The organism is Sorangium sp. KYC3313, from assembly GCF_052075895.1.
GTDB classification, from domain to species: Bacteria; Myxococcota_A; Polyangia; order Polyangiales; family Polyangiaceae; genus Sorangium; species Sorangium cellulosum_B.
The window spans coordinates 8013251-8036356 of sequence record NZ_CP197255.1 but is presented as its reverse complement, the minus strand read 5'-3'; the positions used below and the strand labels follow the sequence as shown (position 1 = coordinate 8036356).

General features: G+C 71.9%; 21 protein-coding genes. 10 read left to right on the top strand and 11 right to left on the bottom strand.

Annotation, left to right across the window (positions count from 1 at the left end):
• Positions 1-232 precede the first annotated feature (232 nt).
• From ACSRUE_RS30965 to ACSRUE_RS30940, 6 genes are all read right to left on the bottom strand, one after another.
• Positions 233-688 (bottom strand): nucleoside deaminase, encoded by a 456-nt coding sequence (locus ACSRUE_RS30965; protein ID WP_441286732.1) that lies wholly within the window; start codon positions 686-688, stop codon positions 233-235.
• Positions 685-1725 carry an aliphatic sulfonate ABC transporter substrate-binding protein gene (locus ACSRUE_RS30960; protein ID WP_437767840.1) on the bottom strand — a complete coding sequence of 347 codons (1041 nt, stop codon included), beginning with the start codon at positions 1723-1725 and terminating at the stop codon, positions 685-687. Before ACSRUE_RS30960 ends, ACSRUE_RS30965 begins: the two co-directional genes overlap by 4 nt.
• Positions 1722-2567 (bottom strand): ABC transporter ATP-binding protein, encoded by an 846-nt coding sequence (locus ACSRUE_RS30955; RefSeq protein WP_441286731.1) that lies wholly within the window; start codon positions 2565-2567, stop codon positions 1722-1724. Before ACSRUE_RS30955 ends, ACSRUE_RS30960 begins: the two co-directional genes overlap by 4 nt.
• Complete coding sequence (locus ACSRUE_RS30950) at positions 2564-3409, bottom strand: ABC transporter permease (RefSeq protein ID WP_441286730.1); 846 nt, start codon at positions 3407-3409, stop codon at positions 2564-2566. Before ACSRUE_RS30950 ends, ACSRUE_RS30955 begins: the two co-directional genes overlap by 4 nt.
• 3 nt (positions 3410-3412) lie before the next feature.
• Entirely contained in the window at positions 3413-4015 is a 603-nt protein-coding gene (locus ACSRUE_RS30945; RefSeq protein WP_441286729.1) for a cysteine hydrolase family protein, read from the bottom strand.
• Between the two features lie 261 nt (positions 4016-4276).
• Positions 4277-5281 carry a PAS domain-containing protein gene (locus ACSRUE_RS30940; RefSeq protein ID WP_441286728.1) on the bottom strand — a complete coding sequence of 335 codons (1005 nt, stop codon included), beginning with the start codon at positions 5279-5281 and terminating at the stop codon, positions 4277-4279.
• Between the two features lie 605 nt (positions 5282-5886).
• On the opposite strand from ACSRUE_RS30940, the gene ACSRUE_RS30935 reads away from it, so the two are divergent.
• Positions 5887-6102 carry a helix-turn-helix domain-containing protein gene (locus ACSRUE_RS30935; protein ID WP_441286727.1) on the top strand — a complete coding sequence of 72 codons (216 nt, stop codon included), beginning with the start codon at positions 5887-5889 and terminating at the stop codon, positions 6100-6102.
• 34 nt (positions 6103-6136) lie between these two features.
• On the opposite strand, the gene ACSRUE_RS30930 is transcribed toward ACSRUE_RS30935, so the two are convergent.
• Positions 6137-7267 carry a pirin family protein gene (locus ACSRUE_RS30930; protein ID WP_441286726.1) on the bottom strand — a complete coding sequence of 377 codons (1131 nt, stop codon included), beginning with the start codon at positions 7265-7267 and terminating at the stop codon, positions 6137-6139.
• 210 nt (positions 7268-7477) lie between these two features.
• Between ACSRUE_RS30930 and ACSRUE_RS30925 the strand changes: the two genes are divergently transcribed.
• Positions 7478-8695 (top strand): MFS transporter, encoded by a 1218-nt coding sequence (locus tag ACSRUE_RS30925; protein WP_441286725.1) that lies wholly within the window; start codon positions 7478-7480, stop codon positions 8693-8695.
• A gap of 208 nt (positions 8696-8903) precedes the next feature.
• Here ACSRUE_RS30925 and pheT read toward each other — a convergent pair whose 3' ends face one another.
• Positions 8904-11375 (bottom strand): phenylalanine--tRNA ligase subunit beta, encoded by a 2472-nt coding sequence (gene pheT / locus ACSRUE_RS30920; protein ID WP_441286724.1) that lies wholly within the window; start codon positions 11373-11375, stop codon positions 8904-8906.
• A gap of 33 nt (positions 11376-11408) precedes the next feature.
• Positions 11409-12458, bottom strand: coding sequence for a phenylalanine--tRNA ligase subunit alpha (gene pheS / locus ACSRUE_RS30915; protein ID WP_437767830.1), 1050 nt, complete (start codon positions 12456-12458; stop codon positions 11409-11411).
• A 395-nt stretch (positions 12459-12853) separates the two neighbouring features.
• Here pheS and ACSRUE_RS30910 point away from each other — a divergent pair, with 395 nt between their 5' ends.
• From ACSRUE_RS30910 to ACSRUE_RS30890, 5 genes are all read left to right on the top strand, one after another.
• The gene (locus ACSRUE_RS30910) at positions 12854-14506 is read left to right on the top strand and encodes a serine/threonine-protein kinase (RefSeq protein WP_441286723.1); all 1653 of its coding nucleotides are present in this window, start codon (positions 12854-12856) and stop codon (positions 14504-14506) included.
• Positions 14507-14534: 28 nt separating this feature from the next.
• Entirely contained in the window at positions 14535-15365 is an 831-nt protein-coding gene (locus ACSRUE_RS30905) for a hypothetical protein (RefSeq protein ID WP_441286722.1), read from the top strand.
• 731 nt (positions 15366-16096) lie between these two features.
• On the top strand, positions 16097-17002 hold the full coding sequence (locus tag ACSRUE_RS30900; RefSeq protein ID WP_441286721.1) for a ParA family protein: 906 nt from the start codon (positions 16097-16099) through the stop codon (positions 17000-17002).
• Positions 16999-17748: a hypothetical protein gene (locus ACSRUE_RS30895; RefSeq protein WP_441286720.1), complete on the top strand. Its 750-nt coding sequence runs from the start codon at positions 16999-17001 to the stop codon at positions 17746-17748. The genes ACSRUE_RS30900 and ACSRUE_RS30895 overlap by 4 nt, the downstream gene beginning before the upstream one ends.
• On the top strand, positions 17738-18619 hold the full coding sequence (locus ACSRUE_RS30890) for a hypothetical protein (RefSeq protein ID WP_441286719.1): 882 nt from the start codon (positions 17738-17740) through the stop codon (positions 18617-18619). Before ACSRUE_RS30895 ends, ACSRUE_RS30890 begins: the two co-directional genes overlap by 11 nt.
• Positions 18620-18675: 56 nt before the next feature.
• On the opposite strand, the gene ACSRUE_RS30885 is transcribed toward ACSRUE_RS30890, so the two are convergent.
• The gene (locus tag ACSRUE_RS30885; RefSeq protein ID WP_441286718.1) at positions 18676-20001 is read right to left on the bottom strand and encodes a sigma 54-interacting transcriptional regulator; all 1326 of its coding nucleotides are present in this window, start codon (positions 19999-20001) and stop codon (positions 18676-18678) included.
• A 108-nt stretch (positions 20002-20109) separates the two neighbouring features.
• Between ACSRUE_RS30885 and ACSRUE_RS30880 the strand changes: the two genes are divergently transcribed.
• Entirely contained in the window at positions 20110-21099 is a 990-nt protein-coding gene (locus ACSRUE_RS30880) for a diguanylate cyclase (protein ID WP_441286717.1), read from the top strand.
• Positions 21096-21770, top strand: coding sequence for an HD domain-containing protein (locus tag ACSRUE_RS30875; RefSeq protein WP_441286716.1), 675 nt, complete (start codon positions 21096-21098; stop codon positions 21768-21770). Before ACSRUE_RS30880 ends, ACSRUE_RS30875 begins: the two co-directional genes overlap by 4 nt.
• A gap of 57 nt (positions 21771-21827) precedes the next feature.
• On the opposite strand, the gene ACSRUE_RS30870 is transcribed toward ACSRUE_RS30875, so the two are convergent.
• Positions 21828-22571, bottom strand: coding sequence for a pectate lyase (locus ACSRUE_RS30870; RefSeq protein ID WP_441286715.1), 744 nt, complete (start codon positions 22569-22571; stop codon positions 21828-21830).
• Here ACSRUE_RS30870 and ACSRUE_RS30865 point away from each other — a divergent pair.
• The gene (locus ACSRUE_RS30865) at positions 22552-22959 is read left to right on the top strand and encodes a hypothetical protein (RefSeq protein ID WP_441286714.1); all 408 of its coding nucleotides are present in this window, start codon (positions 22552-22554) and stop codon (positions 22957-22959) included. The two genes, ACSRUE_RS30870 and ACSRUE_RS30865, sit on opposite strands and share 20 nt — an antisense overlap.
• Positions 22960-23106 lie beyond the last annotated feature (147 nt).

The window sequence follows — 23106 nt, the reverse complement described above, 5'->3', positions numbered from 1 at the left end:
TCGCCGGTGTGAGATCGATGGTCGTGCTGGCGCGCGGCACTCTGCAACCTGCGTGCCCTGGCGCCGTTGCCCCGATGTCGCTCCTCGACGGCGGATCTCGGCGTATCTCCGGCGCGCTCTGCCCGCGCGTTGCTGGGAATCGAGCACCGATTCAGCGCGGCTGCTGCCGGAGCAACACGGACCGCGGGCTGCGAGCGCCCGGAGCGCATCCGGCGCTACGCCGGCGAGCGCGTCACGACGGGCTGAAGAGCGCGAGGCACCGGTCGGCGAGCACGCCGCCGACGAGATCGACGGGGGCGCCGGAGCGCTCGTTCATCCAGCGCGCGGGGACGGCCAGCTCGCGCTGCGCGCCGCCGGTCGCCGCCGTGACCTCCTGCATCGTGCAGCCGAAGACGACGCGGCTCACCCGGGCGAGCCAGGCCGCGGTGAAGCACATCGGGCAGGGCTCCACGGTCGTGTACAGCGTGTAGCCCGTGAGGTCCGGCCCGGCGGCCGCGCACGCGCGGCGGACGGCGCCGACCTCGGCGTGCCACGTGAAGTCGCGCCGGGCGTTCACCTCGTCGGTCGCCTCGGCCACGACGGTGCCGTCGGGGGCGGCCAGAAGGGCGCCGAACGGCGGCTCGCCCGCGCGCTGCGCGCCGCGCGCGAGCTCCAGCGCGCGCCCCATGAGCGCCTCGTCGCGGCTCATCGGACGAGCCTCGGGTCGAGCAGCGACTCCGGCGCCGGCGCCTTCTTGACGAGCTTGGACTCGACCGCGAAGTCGACAACCGCCTTCATCGAGGCGTACACGGGGCCGGCCTTCTCCGCCGTGCCGAAGAGCTGCTTGTTGTCGGCCAGGTCGTAGATCTTGTCGCCGGCCAGCATGCCCTTCACGTCCTCGGGCGGAGCGCTCAAGTACTTGCCGACGATGGGAATCGCCTTGTCGGGCTCGCCGCGCAGGACGCGCACCCCCTGATCGATGGCGCCGATGAACCTCGAGCAGGCGTCGCCGGACTCGGCGAGCCGCGATCGGCGCACGGCCACCGCGTCCATGATGGTGTCGGGGACGCTGGCGCTCGAGAAGATCACGCGACCGCCGCCCTTGGTCGCCTTGGTGATCCACGGCTCCCAGGTGACCGCGGCGTCGACCTTCCCCGCCACGAACGCGGCCCCGGCGTCGTCCGCGCTCATGCTCGTGACCTTCACGTCGTCCGCGGAGAGCCCGGACTTCTTCAGGCCGGCGAGGAACAGCATGTGATTGACCTCGCCGAGGGTGAGCGCGACCGTCTTGCCCTTGAGATCGGCCATGGACGCGACCCCCTCCTTCGCCACCACCGCGTCCGCGCCGTTCGAGCTGTCGATGAGCGCGATGGCCACGACGTCCGTGTCGCCGTTGCCGCTCAGCACGGCCAGGTTCTGCAGGGTCGTCAGGCCGATATCGAGCTTCCCCGCGGCCAGCGCCGGCAGCGTGTCCCCGGGGTTCGAGAACGGCTTGAGCTCGACGTCGAGGCCAGCCTGCTTGAACAGCCCGAGCTCGTTCGCGATGAACACGCCCGCATAGCCGATCCACAGGTCGTGTCCCACGGTCAGCTTCACCGGCGCGTTCGCCGCGGCCCCGGGCTTCTCGCCCGGCGCGGCGGCGGCGGGCGTCTCGCGCGCTGGCTCGTCCTTCTTCGAGCAGCCTGGCGACAGGAGGAGGCAGGCGAGCGCTGCCCCGAGCTCTAGCACGACGGTCCTTCGGTTCATGGATCCTCTCCCCTCGGCGTATTCGTGAGCCCGAGGAGCAAGCGGCGGCGCTGCTCCTCGGGGCGGGCCTTCCCCCGCAGGAGCGACAGAATATCCCGTTTGAGGCGCAGCAACGCCTCGTCGAGCTTGAGGTCGGGCGAGCGATCCGCCCGGGGTACCGGCACGTCGAAGGTGGCCACGACGCGGCCGGGGCGCTCGGAGAAGACCACCACGCGATCGGACAGGATCAGGGCCTCATCCACGTCGTGGGTGACGAAGAGCGTCGTGATCCGGTGATGTTGGATCACATGGAGCAGGAGCCCCTGCATCTCCTCACGTGTCTGGGCGTCGAGGGCGCCGAACGGCTCATCCATCAGCAGCACCTCCGGTTGCGCGGCGAGCGCCCGCGCCAGCGCGGCGCGCTGCTGCATGCCGCCGCTGAGCTCCGCGGGCGCGCTGTCGCGGAAGTCCCACAGATCGACGAGGCGCAGCAGGCGCTCGACGCGGTCCGCCTCTCGCTCGGCGCCGGCCTGCCGCGCCCGGCCGCGGTGGCGGGCCAGCGTCAGCGGGAAGCGGACGTTCTCCCGCACGCTGAGCCACGGGAAGAGCGTCTGTTGCTGGAACACGACGCCGAGCTCGGCGCCGGGGCCGAGGACGCGTTCGCCGCCGAGCGTGACGGTCCCGGTGGTCGCCGGCTCGAGCCCCGCGACGACGTGCAGCAGCGTCGATTTCCCGCACCCGGAGGGGCCCACGAGGCTCACGAACTCGCCCTCGCCGACGTCGAGGTCGAGCGGGCAGAGGGCGCTGGTCTCGCCGCGGCGGCCAGCGTACGCCTTGCTGACGCCGCGCACGGAGAGCGTCACGCGTCGCGCCCCCTGGCCCAGCGGAAGAGCCGGCGGTGCGCCGCGCCGAACGCCCAGTCGAGCCCCAGACCGATCGCGCCCAGCACCACCAGGTACGCGTAGATGCTGGGCGTCTGGATGAAGCGATAGAACCTGAGGACGCGGAAGCCGAGGCCCTCGGTCGCGGCCACGAGCTCCGCGACGACGACGTAGCTCCACGCCCAGCCGTTGCACATGCGCAGCGCGCTCCAGATGCCGGGGAGGGCGGCCGGGGCCAGCACGCGCCAGACGATCTCCCGCCGGGTGGCTCCGAGGCTCTGGCTGACCTGGAGCAGCGGCGCCGGGACCCGCCGCACCTCGTCCGCGGTCATGAGCAGCAGCTGGAAGAAGGTCCCCAGGAAGACGAGGAGGACCTTCGCGCCCTCGCCGATGCCCGCCGCGATCATGACGAGCGGGATCAGCGCCGGCACGGGGACATAGCGGAGGAACTCGGTCGGCGGCTCGATCAGCGCGGCGATCGAGCGGAACGCGCCGGCGAGCACGCCGAGCGGGACCGCGAGGAGCGCGGCGGCCGCGAACCCGGCAGTGACCCGGAGGAAGCTGTAGCGGACGTCGAGCCAGAGCTCCGCCGAGCCGAGCGCGTCGGCCGTCGCCCGCCCGATGCTCGCGAGCGTGGGGGCGAGGGCGGAGTTCACCCCGTCGCGGCCCGCGAGCCAGGCGTACGCCGCGAGGGTGGCGAGGAAGCTCGCCGCGCCGAGCGCGAGACGGGCCGGGGCCGGAACGGGGCGGCCGAGCGCGAGCCAGCGCGGCGGTGGTCGCTCGCACTGTCGCGACAGGGCCCGCGGCGCTCGGTCGCCGGGCATCCGTCAGCCGAAGAGCTGCATCACCGCGGCGCTCTCGGTGACGTAGGCGAAGGCGTTGCTCATGCAGAGGATCGCGGCGTCGTGGAGCTCCGGTGAGGTCCCGGCCACGGCGTCGACCGGGAGCAGCACGCGGTAATCCAGGTTCCTCGCGGTGAGCACGGTGCTGAGCACGCAGATGTTCGTGCACACGCCGCAGCAGATGAGGTTCTCCACCCGCTTGCACCGGAGCAGCAGGTCGAGGTCGGTGCCCAGAAAACAGTCGTAGCGCCGCTTGGTGAAGATCCGATGATCCTGCGGCTCGATCCGCACCCCATCGACCATCTCGGCGCCGCGGGACCCCTCGAGGCAGTGCAGCGGCTCGAACTCCAGCTCGATGCCGAAGTCGCACCGATCGGCCCTGTGCATCTCCTGGGTGAAGACGACCGGCAGGCCGTGCCCTCTCGCCCACGCGGCGAGCGCGTTGACACGCTGTACGATATCGAGCGCCCCGCGCGCCTCGCAGGGCGCGCCCTCCTCGACGAAGTCCCGCTGCATGTCGATGACGAGGAGGGCGGTGGTGGCGGGGCGGATCTGGTCGAGGGGCAACGGGCGGATACGCGGCGTCATCGCTGGTCTGGACTTCGACGCGCAGGGGACACCGGGTGCGTCGAGCTCGCTGAGGTGTGGTGAAGTGGTGAACCGACCGTCTCTACATCAGCCGGGAATGCAGCGCTAAAAGCCTGAACGGAACTTAGCCGGCGCCTCGCCGGAGGGTCAAGCGAGACCTGGGTGCGTGAGCACTTCGAGAGGGCGTGAGGTCGCCCGCTGCGTGGAACAAGGTGCGAGGGGGGGATAGGTCTGTCGGCGCCGCTCGGCGTCGCCTGACGTCTACCGTCGCGCCATCGGCTGCGCGCCGGTCAATTCCTTCCGCCGCGCCATCGCGTAACGCACGCCGGCCCGGAGATCTCTCCGGAGGACGATCCCCTCCAGCGTCTCGCCGAGGCTCGCGAGCGCCGCGGCGGTGCTGGCCGACATCCCCACCAGGACGCTTTCGGCGCCGAGCAGGCCCACGGCCTGCACCGCGCGCAGGAGGTGGAGCGCGACGGCGCTGTCGATCATCGGGACGCCGGTGAGATCGACGATCACGAGCTCGGCGTCGTGGCGCTCCACGCCTTGCAGGAGCGCCGCCATGAGCTGGGTGCCCCGCATCGTGTCGAGATGGCCGATGAGCGGCACGACGATGACCCCGCGGTCGATGGGCAGGACCGGCGTCGAGAGCGCGGCTATCGTCTCGAGGAGGCGCGACTGGATGGCGAGGAGATCGGACTCGGTGCTCCGCAGCGCCTCTTCCGTCCTCTTCCGTGCGGTCATGTCGACCACGACCCCGACCATCCCGATCACACGCCCGCTCGCGTCGCGGAACGGGACGTTGTTCTCCAGCGTCCAGCCGTCGCTCCCGTCCTCGAGCTTCCACCGGAGCTCCACGTTGATCCGCGGGATCCCCTCGGACATGATGATCTCGTCGTTCTCGCGGTAGCTGCGCGCGACCTCGTCGACGAATATCTCCTCGTCGCGCTTCCCGACGATCCTGTCGCTCGAGAGGCGATAGTGCTCCGAATAGGCCTTGTTGACGGCGAGGTACCGGTGGTCCCGAGCCTTGAAGAACACCATCGCCGGGATCGCGTCGAGCAGCGCGGCGTACCCCGAGGCCTCCGCCGCGAAGAAGCTGGCCAGGAGCTCATGCTCCTGCGCGGCGGGCCGCGCCTCGCGCGCGGCTGAGCCCGGCCGCTGCGCCTCGGCCAGCGCCTGCTCGAGCTCCGCGACGCGCCTGCGGAGCGTCGCGACCTGCTCGTGCAGCGACGTCTCGCTATCTGGGTCTGAAAGACACTGCATTACAGGGTACCATGTGTCAGCCGGGCCACGGTGACCGCATGATTGTCGGGGGCGCAACACTTGTCAAGAGATCGATGTCCGTTGTCGACTCACGGCGTGTCGCCGGTGTGGGCCGGCAGGTCCCGTGGATGTCGACCAAGACGTTCCTCGCCCATGCGGAGCGCGAGCGCGCGCCGTTGCGTGCCATTGCGTGCCGTTACGCGCCGGTTACGCGCCGGTTACCCGCCATTTACGCGCCGTTCAAGCTGGACCCGTGTTCATTTGTCAGGACAGGATCTGCGGAGGGCGGGAATCTGCCTCGCACGACGCGGACGATGGTTGTGCGTTGCGCGTGGCCGATGAAGCGGCGTGGACGTGGGATTCGTTGTCTCGCGGTTCTCGATTCCCGGTCGGGTGGAACGACGGAGGCGCCTTGAACGATCGGCTCTTCCCTGGTCGAGACGCGCCCTGGCCGGGGGTGGCCCCGCCGCCTGCGCGAGGCCTTGTGTCTTGGCCGGCAGCGGCGCAAGCCGCGGCGCGTGAGCGTTTCGGGCGTACCAATGAGCGCCGCGGGCGCGCGCCGCTCGGCGCGAAGGGGGGCTCGTTCAGGGCCCTCCTGTGGAAGGATGTGGAAGGAGCGCCTCGACCTCGCCAAGGCGCTCCTGCGCTCCGGGCGCCACGGCGTGCTGGAGGTCGCGACGGCCTGCGGCTACGACTCGGCGTCGCGCTTCGCCGAGCAGCTCCGGCGCTCCGAGGGCGTCAGCCCCTCGGAGTACCGCGCGCGGCACCGCGCGAGCGCGAACGACTGCTGGAGCGAGGAGCCCGAGGTCGACGCGAGGTGAGGGATCGGCGCGCCGGGAGGCGGAGGCGAGGGGCTCAGCCCGCCTTGTCGATGCGGCCGTCGGGGTAGCGCGCGAAGCGGCCTTCCTCGCGCCCGTGGACGGGGCCGTCGCTCGGCCACGGCCATCCGCCGAAGCCGGTCCGCCGGTAGTCGAGGAAGGCCTGCTGGACCTCCGCCATCGAGGTCATCACGAAGGGGCCTTGCTGCGCGACGGGCTCGCCGATGGGCTTGCCCTGGAGGAGCAGGATCTCGCCCTCGTCGGGGCCGTTCTCGAGCAGCGCGGCGGCGCCGTCGCGGAGCGTGATCCTGTGGGCCGCGGGGACGCGGCGGGCGCCGACGCGCAGCTCGGCGCCGCGGAAGAAGTAGAGCGCGCGGTTCGCGCCGGGGGAGGCGGCCGGCAGCGTGAACCGCGCGCCCGGGGCCATCTTGAGCGTCCAGATCGCCACGTCGGACGCGGCGCGCGCCGCCCACGACCTCGGCGGCGGGGCCGGCGGGCGGAGCTCGCCGAGGCGGCCGGCGACGATCGTGATCTCGGTCGTCCTGCCCGCGGCGTCGCGCGCGATCTGCCTGGGGATCGTGTCGCCCCACATCATCACGAAGCGCGGCTCGGCGAGCTTGTCGGCGCGCGGCAGGTTGAGCCAGATCTGGAAGAGCTCGAGCGGGTTGGGCCCGTCCTTCTCGACGAGCGGGAACATCTCCGCGTGGACGATGCCGCCCCCCGCCGTGAGCCACTGGACGTCGCCGCGGCCGTAGCGCGCGGCCGCGCCGAGCGAGTCCGCGTGATCGACGAGCCCGCGCCGAACGACGGTCACGGTCTCGAAGCCGCGGTGCGGGTGCTGCGGGAAGCCGGGGACCACGTCGCCGTGGTACATGCGCCAGCCGTCCTTGCCCGCGAAGTCGCGCCCGATGGCGCGGCCCGCGAGCGAGGCGGCGGGCCCCATCCGCTCGTCGCCGGCCGGGTACGCGTCGTCGTGGTGGACGCAGAACAGGAAGGGATCGAGCGTCTCCCAGGGGAACCCGAGCGGCGCGACGTCGCGGACGACGTCCGCCGCGGCGAGCGCTGCCTCGTCGGCGCGACCGGGCGGGGGCGCGGAGGGGTCGCACGCGGCGACGACGGGCGTTGCGGCGAGGGCGCCGAGGGCGGTGCGGCGATCCATGGGGCTCATCGTCTCATCGTAAGGTGGACCTCATGGAGCGACAACGGTCGCGAGCGCGCAACGTGGCGTTGCGCCGGGAGCAACGCGCGCGACGTGCGAGCCGCCGCGCGGGCCGGGTAGAGCAGGGGAGCTGTGAGGGGGCGCGTCTGGGCCTGAGCGCGGCGCATTTTCGTGCGGAGGCGGGGCCGGCGCGCCTGGAGTCGACTAGAGTTGACCCTCGTGTCCAAACGGCGCTCCGAATCGAGCATCATCTTCCTTGTCGCTGCGGTCCAGTTCATCAACATCCTCGACTTCGTGATGGTGATGCCGCTCGGGCCCGACTTCGCGGTCGCGCTCGGCATCCCGATGTCCAGCGTCGGCTTGATCGGCGGCAGCTACACGGCGGCGGCCGCGGTCTCCGGCCTCGCCGGCGCGTTCTTCCTCGATCGCTTCGACCGGCGCAGCGCGCTCGCCGTGGCGATGCTCGGCCTCGTCGCCGGCACGGCGGCCGGGGGCTTCGCCACGGGGCTCCCGAGCCTCATGGCGGCGCGCGTGCTCGCCGGGGCGTTCGGTGGGCCCGCGACGTCCGTCTCGTTCTCGATCGTCGCCGACGTCATCCCGCCCGAGCGGCGCGGCAAGGCGATGGGCGTCGTGATGGGCTCGTTCTCGGTCGCCTCGGTGCTCGGCGTCCCCGCCGGGCTGGAGCTCGCGCGCCGCGGCGGCTTTCCGCTGCCGTTCTTCGCGGTCGCGGCGCTCGGGCTGCTCGTCGCCGGGCTCGCGATCTTCCTCCTGCCGTCGCTGCGAGATCACCTGACGGGCGCGCCGCCGTCGGGCGGCGCGCTCGGCGAGCTCGGCGCGCTCCTCGGCCGGCCCATCGTGCTGCTCTCGTACGCGACGTCGGCGATCCTGACGATGGCGTCGTTCCTGGTGATCCCCAACATCTCGGCTTACGTGCAGTACAACCTCGGGTATCCGCGCGAGCGGCTCGGGCTGCTCTACTTCGTGGGAGGCCTGGTGAGCTTCGCCTCGATGCGGGCCGTGGGACCCCTGGTGGACCGATTCGGCGCGTTCCAGACGGGCTCGGTGGGGGCGGTTGTGCTCGTGAGCGTCCTCTACGCGGGGTTCGTCTCGTATACGCCGGGGCTGCCGGTGCTCGCCATCTTCATCGTCTTCATGCTGGGCATGACGTTCCGCAACGTCTCGCACAGCACGCTGACGTCGAAGGTGCCGCGCCCCGCCGAGCGGGCGCGCTTCACCTCGATGCAGTCGGCCGTGCAACACATGTCGTCCGCGATCGCGGCGTTCGCGGCGGCCAGGATGCTCCACGAGCTGCCGGACCACCGTCTCGATGGCATGCCGGTCGTCGCCGGGCTGTCGATCGTGTTCACTGTGGCGCTGCCGCTGCTGTTTCTGGGGATCGAGCGGCGGGTCGCGGTCGCGGCAGCAGGGCGCGCGTAGCCGTCGCGCCGCGGGCCACGGCGCTATGCGGCGCCCGAGCCCGGGGCGTCCGGGACACCGTGAACCCATCCGGGTGAGCCTGCTCCTCCACGCGGGAGACGAGCGGCACTCGTCTCGCGGTGGACGTGCCTCCAGCAAAAGACGAGTGGCACTCGTCTCGCGGTGGACGTGCCTCCAGCAAACCCCTTCTCAGGCCCGCCGCCGGCCCTCAGCGCTGCTGCGCCCCGAACCGCGCCTTCGCCGCGTCCACCGCGGCCTTCGTCCACTTGTCGACTTCCTCGTCCGTCAAGGTCCGCTCGGCCGACCGGAACCACAGCGCGAACCCCAGCGAGTGCGTCCCCGCGGGGAGCTCCTCGCCGCGGTACCGGTCGAACATCTCGACCTTCTCGCAGCGCTCCCCCGCGGTGGTCCGCAGCACCTCGAGCACATCCCCCGCCGGCACGTCGAGCGGCAAGAGCAGCGCCACGTCGTGCCGCATCGCCGGGAACCGGCTCGGCTTCGCGGCCACCGGCGCCTTGTACGCCGCCGCCACCGCCGCGAGGTCCAGCTCCGCCACGACGGCCCCGCTCGTGATCTCCAGCGCCTCGCGCACGTCCGGGTGCAGCTCCGCCACGTACCCGACCTCGCGGCCGTCGAGCAGGACGCGGGCGCCCTTCTTCGGGTGCGCCCACGGCGGCGCCTCGCCCGCGAGGTCGAACGCCGGCGTCACGCTGCCCGCGAGCTCCGCAATCACCACCTCGACCGCGCCCTTGCCGTCGTAGAAATCGACGTCCTCGGGCCGCGTCAGGTAGCTGTCGCGCGGCCCCGCGAGGAAGATCGTGAGCCGCGTCGGCTCGTTCACCGGCGGCCGCTCGACCCGCGCCAGCTGGCCCGCGCCGCCCGCCTCGCCCTGCCACGGCAGGAACACCTGGCTCACCTCGAACAGCCGCACCCGCGGCACGTTGTACCGCTGCGAGCGCTGCACCACCGTGAGCAGCCCAGGGACCAGCGACGGCCGCATCACCGACTTCTCCTCGGAGAGCGGGTTGAGCAGCCGAAGGAGCGACCCGTCGTCGTAGCGCGCCGCCTTCAGCTCCTGGGGCGACAGGAACGAGTACGTCACCGCCTCGTGCAGCCCGATCCCCGTGCAGATCTGCCGCACCCTGCGCCGCAGCCGGTAATCGCCGCGGGCGCCCGCCGGCGCAGCCCCCACGCGCGGGAGCCGGCTCGGGATCTGGTCGTAGCCGGCGATGCGCGCGACCTCCTCGATGAGGTCGATCTCCTCCGCGATGTCGGGCCGGTGCTCCGGCACCTCGACGAGGAGCCGGTCGGCCTTCTGCTCCAGCACCGAGAGCCCCAGCGTCTCCAGGATCTCGCGCGCCTGCGCCGGCGCCTCGGCCCCGATGATCCGCTGGTACCGCGGGAGCCGCAGCGTCAGGCGGCGCGGCGCGCGCGGCGCCACGTACACGTCGATCGGCTCGCCCACCGCCTCGCCGCCCGCGAGCTCGCAGATGAGCGCGCTCCCGCGGTCGCGCGACAGGGGGACCCCCGAGAGGTCCACCTCCCGCTCGAAGCGGTGCGACGCCTCGGTGTGGAAGCCATACCTGCGCGCCGACCTGCGGATCCCGCGCGGCTCGAAGTACGCCGACTCGAGGAACACCCGCCGCGTCGTCGCGGTGACGCCGCTGTCCGCGCCGCCGATGACGCCCGCCAGGGCCACCACGCGGTCCGCGTCGGCGATGACCAGGTCGTCCTCGTCCAGGGACAGCTTCTGCCCGTCGAGCGCGACGAACGCCTCGCCGGGCTTGGCCCTCCGGATCTCGATCGGGAGCCGCAGCGTGTCGAGATCGAAGGCGTGGAGCGGCTGCCCCCGCTCGAGCATCACCAGGTTGGTCGCGTCGACGATGTTGGTGATCGGCCGGACGCCGAGGCGGCCGAGCCGCACCCGCGCCCAGAGCGGCGAGGGGCCCACGCCGACGCCCTCGATCACCTGCCCGTCGTACCGGGGGCAGCGGTCCCCGTCGCGCACCTCCACGGCGGCGCGCGTCGGCACGGCCGCGGGCGCTCCGGCGCCGCTCGCGCCGTTCGCTCGCGCCGCGGCGACGGCGGGCGGGCGGAACGGTAGGCCGAGCACCGCGGCCACGTCCCGCGCCACGCCCAGGTGCCCCAGCGCGTCGGGCCGGTTCGGGGTGACGCTCAGCTCGATGATCCAGTCCTCGAGACGAGGCTCCCAGTCGAGCAGCGATTGCCCCGGACGCCCGCCCTCCACGGTCAGCAGACCCTCGTGGCTCGACCCGAGCCCGAGCTCGTCCTCGGCGCAGAGCATGCCGGGCGACGCGAAGCCGGCGACCGCCTTCTCGGTCAGCGTCACGAGCGCGCCGCTGCGGTCGAGCACCTGCGCCCCCACGGGCGCATAACAGACGAGCGCCGGAGCCGCCGGGATGACCGGCGCGCCGCACGCGACCTCGACGCCTTCTCCGCCCGCACCACCCGCGTCCACGCGGACCACCGTCAGGCCCTTCTTGCCCGCCGGGTGCGGCCGCGTCGCGACGACGCTCGCGAGGACCACGGAGCGCAGCGCGGCGCCGACGTGCGTCACGCGGTCGACCTCGAGCCCGCCGCGGCCAAGCGCCGAGGTCACCGCGTCGACGCCGGGATCGGCGCCGAGGATCTCTTGAAGCCACTTGTAGGATATCAACATGGGGAATCGGGGCTGCGGGCGAGGGGCAGTGGCCTAGAGGCTTCCGAGGAAGCGGACGTCGTTCTCGTAGAAGGCGCGGATATCGTCGACGGCGAACTTCATGTTGGCCGTGCGATCCACGCCGATGCCGAACGCCAGCCCCGTGTATTCCTCCGGGTCGATCCCGACGTTCCGGAGCACCGTCGGGTGGACCATGCCGCACCCGAGGACCTCCAGCCAGCCCGTCCCCTTGCACTGCGGGCAGGCGCGGTTCTCGCCGAAACAGACGAGGCAGGACACGTCGAGCTCCGCGCTGGGCTCGGTGAAGGGGAAGTAGCTCGGCCGGAAGCGCGTCCTCGTGGCCTCGCCGAACATCCGGCGGCTGTAGACCTCGAGCAGGCCCTTCAGATCGGCGAGCGACACGTCGCGGTCGACGACGAGCCCCTCGATCTGCACGAACATGGGGCTGTGGCTCGCGTCGTCGTCGCGGCGATACACGACGCCGGGCGCGACGATCATCACCGGGGGAGGGTGGGAGAGCATCTCGCGCACCTGGACCGGGCTCGTGTGCGTCCTGAGGAGCACGTTCTGGCCAGGATCGCCGGCCATGTAGAACGTGTCGTGCATGTCCATGGCCGGGTGATCCGCCGGGAACCCGAGGAGATCGAAGTTGTAGCGCGCGAGCTCGATCTGCGGCCCTTCGGCCACGTCGAACCCGAGCCCGACGAAGATATCGACGATCTCGTCGAGGGTCCGCATGATCGGGTGCGGCCGCCCTGGCGCGCGCCAGCGGCCGGGCAGGGTGATATCGAGGGGCGGCGCGGAGAGCTCGCGATCGCGCGCAGCGCGCTTGATCCTCGCCGTCGCCTCCTCGCGGGCGCGCTCCACGCGGCCCTTGACGGCGTTGAGGCGCTGGCCGAGCGCCTTGCGCTCCTCGGGCGCCGCGCCGGGCAGCTGCTTCATCAGCGCATTGAGCGACCCACGGCGCCCGAGCAGGCTGGCATACAGGCGGTTCAGCTCATCGAGATCGCCGGCTGCGGTGAACTGGACGTCCACCGTGCGATCGACCTCGTCGATGAGGCGGCCGAGTTCGGGACCACTCATTGCCGCCCCCTTACCGCGAAGGCCATGGCAACGCAAGACGTTGGCCTCCCGCGCCGCCACCGGCCCCTTGGCGCTTGGGCGCGCACGAGATCCGGAGGCTCGACGACCACCACCGCGGCGGGCGTGCCCCGATCCAGGAGCTGCCACCCTCACGAGGCCCCGCGCCGCGCGGCGGTCGCGCAACAACGGTTGTGAATGTCGACGGGCGCGGGTGAGCGCGAGCGCTGCGAGCATTCCAATCGATGAGCAAGACATGCCAAGCCTACCCGTCGGGCCCCCTCCGCCCTCACGACAACCCGGCTGGTCGCGCTGCCGCCGCTCCAACACACCACGCGAGCGCGGCGCGCAGGTTACCGCCCGGCAACGCCGCCGAGATGTTGTAGAACAGAGCCACCATGGCACCTGATCAGGAGCGCGAGCGGCGGACCCTCGATCGGTACACGCTCCATGGCGTGATCGCCTCCGGGGGGATGGCGTCCGTCCATTTCGGGCGGCTCGTGGGCGCGCATGGCTTTGCCCGCACGGTCGCGATCAAGCGCCTGCACCCGCAGTTCGCCAGGGATCCCGAGTTCTCGTCGATGCTCCTCGACGAGGCGCGGCTCGCGGTGCGCATCCGCCACCCGAACGTCGTCACAACGCTCGACAGCGTGCAGGCCGACGACGAGCTCTTCGTGGTCATGGAGTACATCGCGGGGGAATCGCTCTCGAGCCTGCTGCGCGAGGCCGGCCGGCGAGGGGCCCGGGTGCCGCAGCCGATCGGCTCGGCCATCATCGCCGGCGCCCTCGCGGGCCTGCACGCGGCGCACGAGGCGACCGACGAGGAGGGCGCCGCGCTCCAGATCGTCCACCGCGACGTGTCGCCGCAGAACCTCCTCGTCGGCGAGGACGGCATCGCGCGCGTTCTCGATTTCGGGATCGCGCGGGCGGCGGTGAGGAGCCAGGTGAGCCGCGTCGGGCAGCTCAAGGGCAAGCTCAGCTACATGGCGCCGGAGCAGCTGCGCGGAGCCCCGCTGAACCGCCGCGCCGACATCTACGCCGCGGCCGTGGTCCTCTGGGAGGTGCTCACCGGACGGCGGCTGTTCACGGGGGAGTGCGACGCGGAGATCTTCGGGCGGATCCTCGAGGGCGTCGTCCAGCCGCCGAGCGTGTACGGCGACGTGCCGAAGGCGCTCGACGAGGTGGTGCTCCGCGGTCTCGACAGGGATCCCTCCCGGCGTTACGCGACCGCGCTGGAGATGGCGGCCGCGCTGGAGGAGGCGCTGCCGCCGGCGGGCCCGCGCGCTGTCGGGGCGTGGGTCGAGGCGACGGCGGGGGCGCTCCTCGAGGCGCGGGCGAAGAGCCTCGCCGCGATCGAGACGTCGCAGCGGAGCGCGGCCCCGGCGCCGCCGCCGCCGAGGCCCGCCGCCGTGGACGACGCGCCGCCGCGGGACGTCGAGGCGCGCCTCGCGCAGCCGTCTGGCAGCCGCGGGCGCGCGCTGCGGACCTCGGTGACGGTCCCGACGATGACGAGGACGGTCGAGGACATGGCGCGGCCCGTGGCGTCGGCGCTGGCGACGCCCGTCGCCGCGGCGGCGCCGCCGCGGCTGGCGAGCGCGCAGCTCGTCCGCGCCTCCACGCTCGCGCTCGGGGCCAGCGCGCTGGTGCTCGTCGTGGCCCTCGGCAGGAGCTGCAGCGTGCGTCCGGAGCCCGATGCGCCGCAGGAAGAGCGCGCCGGCGCCGGCGAGTCCTCGCGGTCGGTCGCCTCGCCACAGGCCGTGGCGGCGCCCGCCGCGAGCGTGGGGGCGCCGGAGCCGCCAGCGGCCTTGTCGGCCTCGCCTGAGGCATCGGCGGCCTCGCCGGAGCCGGCCTCGCCGGAGTCGGCCGCGCCGATGGCGTCCGCGAGCGCCGCCGCGGCGCCGGAGCCGGCCGCGCGCGCTGCCGCGCCGGATCGCGCCGCGGGCGTGCGCGCCGCTTCCCCCGCGCGCAGCGCGCGGCCGCGGTCGCGCTGCGTGCCTCCCTACTATCTGGACGCCAACGGCATCCGGCGGATCAAGCGAGAGTGCCTGTGAACGACGGAAGCGTGTAGCCTGCGCTGCGATGAACGGGCGCCTCCTCGCCGCCTTCGCCGCGGCCGTCACGCTCCTTTCGGGCTCACGCGCCCGCGCGCAGGGCGTGGGAGAGACGTGCGCGGCCTCGTACGAGCAGGCGCAGCAGCTCCTCCGCGACAAGGCGCTGCTGCGCGCCCGCGCCGAGCTCCGCGTCTGCGTGAGCTCGTGCCCGGCGACGCTCGCCCGCGATTGCCAGAGCTGGAGCGAGCAGGTCGAGCGCGACATGCCCAGCGTCGCGCTGTCGGCCACGTCCGCGGACGGCCACGCTCCGGGCCGGGTCCGGGTGCTCCTCGACGGCGCGCCGCTGGTCGACGCGCTCCCGAAGGACCCGATCGAGCTCGATCCCGGGCGCCATACGCTGACGTTCGAGGACGCGGCGGGGACGCGGGTCGTCACGGTGGTCACGGTGCCGCCGGGCGACAAGGCGCTGCCGATCGCGGTGCGCTTCCCTGCGCCGGCGCCGGCGCCGTCGCGCCCCGCGGCCGGTGCCGACGCGCCGCCCATGCGGCAGCGCTGGCCGCTCGTGCTCGCCGGCGCCGGCGTGGTGGGGCTCGGTGTGGGCGCGTTCCTCGGCGTCAAGGGGCACCTCGACCGGAGCGAGCTCCGCAGGCGGTGCGCGCCCGGCTGCCCGGCGGAGGACGTCGAGGCGATCGATCTCACGTGGAAGGCAGGCGCGATCTCCGCGGGCGTGGGGTTCCTCGCGGCCGGCCTGGGCGCGGTGCTCTATTTCCAGCTCGATCCCGTCGCGCCCGCCGCGCCGGTCGCGAGCTTCTCGTTCTCGCCGGGCGGCCCCGGGCTCTCGCTCCGCAGCGTGTTCTGAGCGCACGCACGAGGCCTGTCACCTGCTGCTTGCGGCCTCCTCCTGCGCAGCGCCGGCGACCCTCCTGCGCAACCTCGGCCTCCTCCTGCGCGGCGCCGGCGACCCTCGTGCGCAGCCTCGGCCTTCTCCTGCGCAGCGCCGGCGACCCTCGTGCGCAGCCTCGGCCTTCTCCTGCGCAGCGCCGGCGACCCTCGTGCGCAGCCTCGGCCTTCTCCTGCGCAGCGCCGGCGACCCTCCTGCGCAGCCTCGGCCCCCTCCTGAGCGCTCCATGGAGTGTCCTGAATTACAATCGCGCGGCTCCTGCGCAGCGCCGGCGACCCTCCTGCGCAGCGCCAGCGGTCCTTCCGAGCAGCCTCGGCGCCCTCCCGTGCAGCGCCAGCGGCCCTCCTGAGCCGCCTCGACGCCCTTCTGCGCGCCCATGTTGGTGTGCTTTGCAACACTTTCCCCCATCCTGTGCGTCAAGCGACGGCTCTCACGCGGGAAGCACGACGGCATCGGGCTCGCTCCGCGAAGATCTTCGAGCATGACCGCCCGCGACCTGAGCAGCCGAAGGCCGCTCGCCGCGCCGCGGTCAGCCCCTGCTGCAGATGCCGTGGTGTTGCTCAACGTGGGCCCACACGGGTGAGCTCTGCGTGAGAGGCGTGCGGTCTCGGCCGCCCTGCTCTCGGACATACTCCTGATTTTCGCCGGAACTTCCGAGCGGTACGGCTGTGGCGTATGCTCCCACCGGCATGCCGGATCGGCCGAAACAGAGCGTCCTCGCGGTGCAGAACATCAAGGGAGGGGTCGGCAAGACGACGATCGCCGTCAACCTGGCCGCGCTCCTCGCCGAAAGGCACCGCAAACGCGTCCTTCTGATCGACGCCGACCCGCAGTGCAACGCCAGCCTGTACTTGCTCAACGACCAGCGATTCGGGGCGAGGACGCGCGAGGACAAGGAGCGCCGGGAAGGCAACCTCCACGATCTGTTCCACGGCGACGTGCGGTACTTCGACGTGGTCAGCGGGAAGCCGCACGGCCCGCTGCGAAAGGTGAGCGACTACCTGCAGCCGGTGCGGACGTGCGACGGCGGAGGCTCGCTCACCCTCGTGTGCGGGAGCGCGAGGATGTTCGAGGTGCAGGAGATCGCGGCAGAGATCGTCGTGTCGCGGATCAAGAGATGGCTGCCCAGGGCCGGCGATGCGTACGAGCACGTCATCATCGACTGCCCGCCGAGCATCAGCAGCGTCAGCCTGGCGGCGCTCAAGGCGGCGGACAAGATCCTGGTCCCGATGACGGCGGATCAGTTCTCCCTGCACGGGCTGCCGCTCCTGATGAAAGCGCTCAGGGAGTACAAGAAGGTCCTGGACATCAAGGCGAAGGTCGCCGGGGTCGTGCTGTGCATGTTCCCGCCGTCGAGCGACGTCGATCAGCGCGCCAAGGCAGAGCGGTACGTGCAGGCGATTAGCGATTTGTGCGCGGCGCAGAAGCCTGCGGTTCGCTGCCTCTCCGCGGTGATCTCCAGGGATGACGCTTACCGTGACTCGTTCGAGCGGAACGAGCCGCTGCCGTTCTCCGGCGATCCCAACCACGTGCGGCTCGTCGACGAGCTTGAAGCGGTGGCGCACGAGGTGGGTCTTCTTGGAGGTGCGCCGTGACGAGTCCTGAGCGTACGGGCAGTGATGGAGTACGGGCAGCGCGAGCGCTGCTGAGCCTGGTCGAAGAGCATTCCGCGGAGGACTTCCATGCCGCGGAGGCGATCCTCGGCGGGCAGAAGGAGCTGGCGCAGGTCCTCCAGCTACTCCGCGATTTCAAGCGGCAGCAAAGCCCCGAGGACCAGGAGCCCGTGTCGTTCGAAGGGTTGCGCGAGATCGTGAGGAAAGAGCTGATCGAGCTTGCCCGAGCTAATGCCGGTGTCGAGTCGATGTTGTCGAAGTCGTTCAAGCAACTTGTTGGCACGCCGCCAAAGTCGACGATCGAAGACACCGTCGAACAAATTTTTCTTCACCTGGACAAAAGTCCTACTCATTTTCAAAAAATGTCTGCGCCTGCGGATTTGCTCCGTCGCGCATCTCTCGTTGCAGGACTCGCGCATCGAGAAAGGATCGAGTCGCTTCTCCGCAGGCTTGCGATCTCGGCCCTTGCCGAGAACGTGATCTCGCTGCCGACGCTGCACTCCATCGCGCAGCTCCGACTCATGTGGGCGCCCCGTCCGCTGCCCTACAAGCCTCACGAGTCGCGCCAGCACCTCGCAGAGCGGCTCATGAAAGACGTGGAGCAGCATGCGCCCGACGATATTGGCAAATTCGCGATTCTCTTGCTGTCCGAAGGGCTGCGCGGCCCTGCCGACCGGGCGATCGCGGAGACACGCCGGAGTGACGTGAAGAAGGCCCATGGCGAGTAAGCGACAGCGCCGCGACTCGCCCCGCGAGAGGCTGCTCGCGGAGGTCGGCCGGCAGGTCGAGCGTCGGCTCGGACGCTCCGGATCCGAGCTGGCCGCCTCTCAGCAGACCCTCGCCTACCTGAACTGGCTCGCCTGGCACTGCGGCGGGTTCGCGACGGTCCCGGCGTTCTTGAACGCGGCACGGGCGGACATCGTCGCCATCTTGCATGCAGGCGCGCTCGGGGTGGAGCGCACTGCCCATGTCCACGCCCGGAGCCTCCTGGAGAACCTCGTCCGGCACTGCTACTTCGACTCGCGCCCCTCCCTGTTCGTCGCGCGTTCCGTCCTCCCCGAGGAGGACGTGAGAGACGTCTGGGCCGACCTGCTCAAGGAGATCCAGCGCCTTCCACACTTCCAGCCCGCGCTCGGCGACGCCGCCGGAACGTCCTTTCTGTTCTCGGAGATCGAGCACGCCTACCAGCAGTCGAGCCGTTTCGTACACGGCTCCACCGCGCGTTACCGGAGCCTCTACTGGAACATCCGCTCGATCGACCTGGATGCGGAGCGCGCCCGGGAGCTCGATGCCGCCCTCCGGCGCCTCGGCGAGGCCTGCCTGCTCCTCCTGGCGCTGTATCACCTCGGACCTTACTTGCTCGTGTCGCAGCCCATCCGGCGCTTCATGTTGCGTGACGCCATGGACGCCGGCGGGCGCGCTCGCTTTCTGCGCTGCATGGAGTCCGTTCCCGTGACCTGGGCGCAGCACCAGCGCGCCGCAGCGCTCCGCGCCTGGCGGGAGCGGAAGCGCAAGCCTTTCCCGACGAGCGACGGCTTGCTGCTCGACAGGAAGGGGCTCGCCCTGGTGGTGAGCCCAAGAACATCAACCAAGTCGTAGGCTTCCGCTCTCGGCTCCCGATGCCGCGAACGCCGAGCCGCGCGCGTCGCGCCCCGTCAGTCCTTGCTGCGGATGCCGTAGCGCTCCATCAGCCGGTGGACGAGCTGCCGGGAGACGCCCATCGACGCGGCGGCCCGCGCCACGTTGCCGCCGCTCTCCCGGAGCTTCATCGCGATATACGTGCGCTCGAACTGCTCGACGACCATGTCGCGCGCCTCGCGGAGCGGCAGCGCGGCGAACTGGCCGACGCCCAGATCGGCGGGCCGCGGCGCCACCTTGACGATCGCCTCCTCGGCGAGGTGCGGGAACAGCATGAGCCGCGCGACGGTGTTGCGGAGCTCGCGCACGTTGCCCGGCCAGTGGTGCCCGCGGAGCAGCTCCAGCGCGTTCGGCGGCAGGTCGGCGAGCGAGCGCGGCGGCACCTGCGCCGCGAGGAAGCGCTCGACGAGCAGCGGGATGTCCTCCTTGCGCTCGCGCAGCGGCGGCACGACGGTCTCGACGACGGCGAGCCGGTAGTAGAGATCCTCGCGGAACGCCCCCGACGCGACGCGGCCCTGGAGATCGCGGTGCGTGGCGGCGATGACGCGGGCGTCGAAGGACGTGTACGCGGCGGCGCCGATGCGCCGCGCCTGGCGGGCCTCGAGCGCGCGCAGGAGCTTCGGCTGGAGATCGAGCGGGAGCTCGCCGATCTCGTCGAGGAAGAGCGTGCCGCCGCTCGCCTCCTCGAGCAGGCCGGCGCGCGCGCCCTGGGCGCCCGTGAACGCGCCCTTCGTGTAGCCGAAGAGCTCGGCCTCGATGAGGCTCGGGGCGACGGCGCTGCAGTCGAACACGACGAAGGGGCCGCCGCTGCGCGGGCTCGCCGCGTGGATGGCGCGGGCGAGGACCTCCTTGCCGGTGCCGGACTCGCCGAGCAGGAGGATCGTCTCCGAGGTGGCCGCGGCGCGCTCGAGGCGCGCGAAGAGCGCGCGCATGGGGACGCTGCTGCCGAGAGCCTCGCCGAAGCTGGCCGAGGTGGAGAGCGGGACGACGACCGGGGCGCCGCCGACGCGCACGGTGAGGGGCACGCCGCCCAGGGAGGCGATGGCGCCCGGGGTGAGGAAGCCCTCGACGATCAGGACGTCGTTGATGAACGTGCCGTTCTTGCTGCCGAGGTCGGTGAGGACGACCCCGCGCGGCGAGAACCGGAGCTGGCAGTGGCGGCGCGAGACGCGCGAGTCGGGGATGATGACGTCGCACTCGCCGCTCGTTCCGAGCACGAGCGGCGCGACGCCGAGGGCGGCCTCGATCGGCGGGCTCTTCTGCGGGGTGACGAGGATGCGCAGGTCCGGGAGCTCGACCGCGTCGCTTCGGAGGGTCGTGATCGTCCGGGTGGGGTCGTGCATGGATCGCGCGGGAGGGGGACGGGGCAGCATCTCCGAATTTCCGGCGGATTTCCAGCGCGCGGTGCGTCCCGGGCGCTGGGCGCACCGCCGCCAGGGTATCCTCGTGAGGTGCTCGAGTTCTCGCAGTCCGAGGCCAAGGTCCTGTCCCAGTGCGTCTCCCGCTTCACGGATGCGTTCCGCCGCGACGTGGCGGACGTGATCCGGCAGGAGTTCCGCGGCTACGAGCCGCCGGAGGTGACGGAGCTGATCGGACAGCTGAGCCTCCTCGGGCGGCAGCTCGAGCTGCGCCCGCCGCACGCGCAGCTCCACGACACGCAGGGCCCGCTGCTCAAGCGCATCCTGATCGACCTCCGGCGCGACAGCGCCACGGCGATCGAGGAGCCGCTGCAGAAGGCCGTGAACGCCGAGACGATCCGGCACCTCCGGCGCGAGGTCCACGGGCTGGAGCAGCTGATGGCCGCGCCCTGGTTCGCGGCCACGCGCGCGCTCAAGGTCCCGCAGCTCACCGACTACATGTCGATCCGGCACGCCGAGGCCGTGATGCCGGAGGCGCCGCCGCTCCGCCCGCGCGAGTACGACGAGAAGTTCCACATCCTCGAGGCGCCAGGGCTCTTCCTGCCCGATCTGGCGCACTACCGGGCGCGCTGCGCGCTGCGCGGCGCCTCGATCGCCGTGGCGTTCGTCGACATCGACGACTTCAAGGCGTTCAACGTCCAGCACACCGAGACCGCGGTCGATCTCCACGTGCTCCCGCCGCTCATGGAGAGCATCGAGGCGCACGTCTTCGCGCACGGGCACGCGTACCGGTTCGGCGGCGACGAGTACATGATCACGCTGCCCAACGCGACGCGCGCGTGGGCGGTGGACTTCCTGCGCGCGCTCCAGGAGCGGCTCGCCCGCCGACGCTACCGCCGCGTCGAGCGGTCGCCGACGATCTCGGCCGGGCTGTGCGTCGCCGACGTCGACTGCTTCCTGACGGATCGCGAGATCCAGGGGCGCGCCAACCTCGCGAAGAACCACGCGAAGGCCACGGAGAAGGGCAGCGTCGCCACGTACGACGGGGAGCTGTTCCGCCCCGAGGATCTGGTGCTCGCGTGAGGCCGGACGGCGGGATCGCGGCGGGCGAGGCGCACGCCGAGCGGAACGTGGGCGACGCGCCGCCGGAGGCCCCGGACGGCCTGGCCCTGCCCGAGCCGCTGTGGGGCGCGCTGCGCGCGGCCTACGGCGAGCCCGGGCGCGCGTACCACGATCTGGCGCACGTGCGCGAGGTGCTCCGCTGGGTGGGCGAGGTCGCCCGCGACGTCGGCTGGCGGAGGCCGCGGGAGGTGTTCCTGGCCGCGCTCTTCCACGACGCCGTGTACGTGCCCGGCCGCCACGACAACGAGGCGCGCAGCGCGGAGCTCGCGCGCGAGGCGGTGGCGCGCTGGCTGCCCGGCGAGGGGCTCGACGAGGGCCTCATCGAGCGGCTCATCCTGCTCACGGCGCGGCACGGGGCCCTCGGGCCGGCGGACGTCGGCGAGGAGGAGGCCCTCTTCCTCGATTGCGACATGGCCATCCTGGGCAGCGACGCGGCGGCGTTCGACGCGTACGACCGGGCGATCGCCGCGGAGTACAGCGCCGTGCCGCCCGAGCTCTACGCTATAGGCCGGCGGCGCTTCTTCGAGAAGCTGCTCGCGGCGGAGCAGATCTTCCTCTCGCCGTACTTCCACGCCCGCCTCGAGGCGAGCGCGCGCGACAACCTGCGCCGGAAGCTCGACGCGGGCGCGTAGCGGCGCTGCGCGGGGTGCAGGGGGCAGCGACGCCGGCGCGCGCTGCCCCTCGCGCGCTCACCAGCTCTTCACGTCGCTCTTGCTCACGCGGCACGTGGGGGTGTTCCACTGGCTCGCGCCACCGTGGAGCTTCTCGGACTCGCCCATGTGATCGGTGACGGCCCTGTACTCCTGGCAGATCTTCGGCTTGTCGCCGCCCGCGTCGTAGCCCCCCTTGACGTAGAGGTTCGTGATCGTGACCGTGTCCCCGTAGTTCTGGTTCGCGCCGGCGACCGTCGTCTTCACGCGGTCCACCCTGACATTGTCGATGATCAGGTGGCGCGGCCCGCCGTTCGCGGTGCAGTCGCCGCACGAGCGCCAGAGCTTCCCGAAGTCGGCGATGTACGAGTTCGTGACGATGGTGGTGGAGCCGCCCTTGGCGTTGTGCTGGAAGATCTTGTCGGCCGAGTGCAGGGCGATGGAGCTGTTGATGCGCATCGTCGCCCCGTCGGCGCTGTTGGTCGCCGCGTCCTCGCAGACGTCCTCCCAGTAGACGTGATCGAGCGTGCAGTCGCCCTTGCAGACGATGCCGTTGCCGCCGGGGAGGCCGCCGGCGATGATGAGGTTCTTCACGGTGACGCCGTCCTCGACCTCGAACACGGTCTTCTGGCCCTCGCCGTCGTCGCAGTCCGCCGTGTTGTTCACGCCGATCTTCTGGTTGTTGAAGTCGTAGACGTCCTGCCCGCCGTGGGCGGCGTTCTTGAGCACCGTCGTCTGGGTCCTGATCTCGCCGTTGCCGTTCGTGGGCGTCGGGATCACCATCGGGAGCTCGTCGCCGAGCGGCTCCTCTCCGCCCGTGCCGCTGCTCGTGGTGCTCGCGGCCGTGGTGCTGGCGCTGCTCGTGGTGCTCGCGGCCGTGGTGCTGGCGCTGCTCGTGGTGCTGGCGCTGCTCGTGGTCGCGCCGCTCGTGGTGCTCGCGGCGGTGCTGCCGCCGCCGGCGCCGCCAGCGCTGCTCGTGCTCCCGCCGGTCGCGGCGGCGCTGCTGCTGCTGCTGCTGCTCGAGCTGCTGCCTCCCTGGCCGTCGTCCGGAGTCGCGGCGTCGTCTGAACAGCCGAGCTGCATGGCTCCGACGGCGCCGAGCACGAACAGCAAAGTGAAAGCTGACTTCATTCCAGATCTCATCTCGTTACCTCTCGTTCCGGCATCATGATGGGCGACCCGCGGCCCGGCAGCGCTTGTACGGCGCTGTCGACTTCTCGACGCAACCCGTCGAGGGGGCAACCACGAACTCGCGCTTCGCGCCGTTCAGCTGGCTTCTGCGTCGAGCTCGTCGCGGTGAATGCAAGCGGCGATCCAG